The 1,258-nt window shown below is 46.8% G+C and carries 1 protein-coding gene; it reads left to right on the top strand.

Annotation, left to right across the window (positions count from 1 at the left end):
- The first annotated feature begins 78 nt into the window (after nucleotides 1-78).
- A complete protein-coding gene (gene rluB, locus QTO00_RS19875) occupies nucleotides 79-1,017 on the top strand; it encodes a 23S rRNA pseudouridine(2605) synthase RluB (protein ID WP_331426284.1) in 939 nt (312 codons plus the stop codon).
- Nucleotides 1,018-1,258 lie beyond the last annotated feature (241 nt).

Below are 1,258 nucleotides of genomic sequence, written 5' to 3' on the forward strand. Positions count from 1 at the left end.
TTTGCTATTATATGCGGCCGCGATTTCGGGTCGCAATAGTTTATTCGACGTCTGAGAAGACGACACATAGGTAGATAAATGAACGAAAAATTACAGAAAGTATTAGCTCGAGCTGGTCATGGCTCTCGACGCGAGCTAGAAGCTTTGATTAAAGCAGGACGCGTGAGTGTGAACGGTATCGTAGCTAAGCTTGGCGAACGACTAGAAGATGAAAATGCAGTTGTGCGTATTGACGGCCACACTGTTTCTGCAAAAGCGCAGGAAGAGGTGATTTGTCGAGTACTTGCGTACTACAAGCCTGAAGGTGAACTGTGTACTCGTCATGACCCTGAAGGTCGTCGCACTGTATTTGACCGTCTGCCAAAAATCCGCGGTTCACGTTGGATCTCTGTTGGTCGTCTTGATGCGAACACTTCTGGTCTGCTGCTGTTTACGACTGACGGTGAACTGGCAAACCGTTTGATGCACCCAAGTCGTCAAGTTGAGCGTGAATACCTAGTACGTGTATTCGGTGAAGTAACCGAGCAGAAAGTGAAGAACCTAGTTCGTGGTGTTGAGCTAGAAGATGGTAAAGCTCGCTTCGAAGATGTTGTTTACGCAGGTGGTGATGGTATGAACCACACTTTCTACGTAGCTATCAACGAAGGTCGTAACCGCGAAGTTCGTCGTTTGTGGGAATCTCAAGACACGACAGTTAGCCGCTTGAAGCGTGTTCGTTACGGTGATATCTACCTCGACAAGAAGCTGCCTCGTGGTGGATGGATGGAACTAGATCTTAAAGAGGTTAATTATCTGCGCGAACTCGTTGAACTTCGCCCAGAGAAAGAGACACTGCTTGATGAAAACAAAGCGAACTCTTCTCGTAAACGTGAGCGTTCACGTAGCCAGAAGATCCGTCGTGCAGTGAAACGTCATGAAGAGCGCGTAAACAGCGGTGGTGGTCGTAGCAATAACCCATCTCGCCGTAAGCCGAAAAAGGGTGCTGGTCAACAGAACGCGCGTAACAAACAGCGTTAATCTGCCAGAAATGAATACAAAAATCCGAGTATCGTAAGACACTCGGATTTTTTCGTTTTAAGAGGCTTGAAAGCGGAAACATAAGGATTAAATAAGCGCAGCAGCGAGTTAATCCGTCTGCTTCGATAATACTAAGCGCTCTTAGAAGCTTTTTCTGTTTCGACTGGTTTAGGCTCTGGCTGTTTTTCAAAGCTTGCGACTTCAGTTTGAGGCATTTCAGCGGCTTCTCCAGAGAATTTAC

It is taken from the genome of Vibrio sp. M260118 (assembly GCF_036533755.1).
Classification (GTDB): Bacteria; Pseudomonadota; Gammaproteobacteria; order Enterobacterales; family Vibrionaceae; genus Vibrio.

Coding starts and splice junctions, on each gene's coding strand:
- rluB (WP_331426284.1), top strand. CDS start 79: ATGAACGAAAAATTACAGAAAGTATTAGCTCGAGCTGGTCATGGCTCT.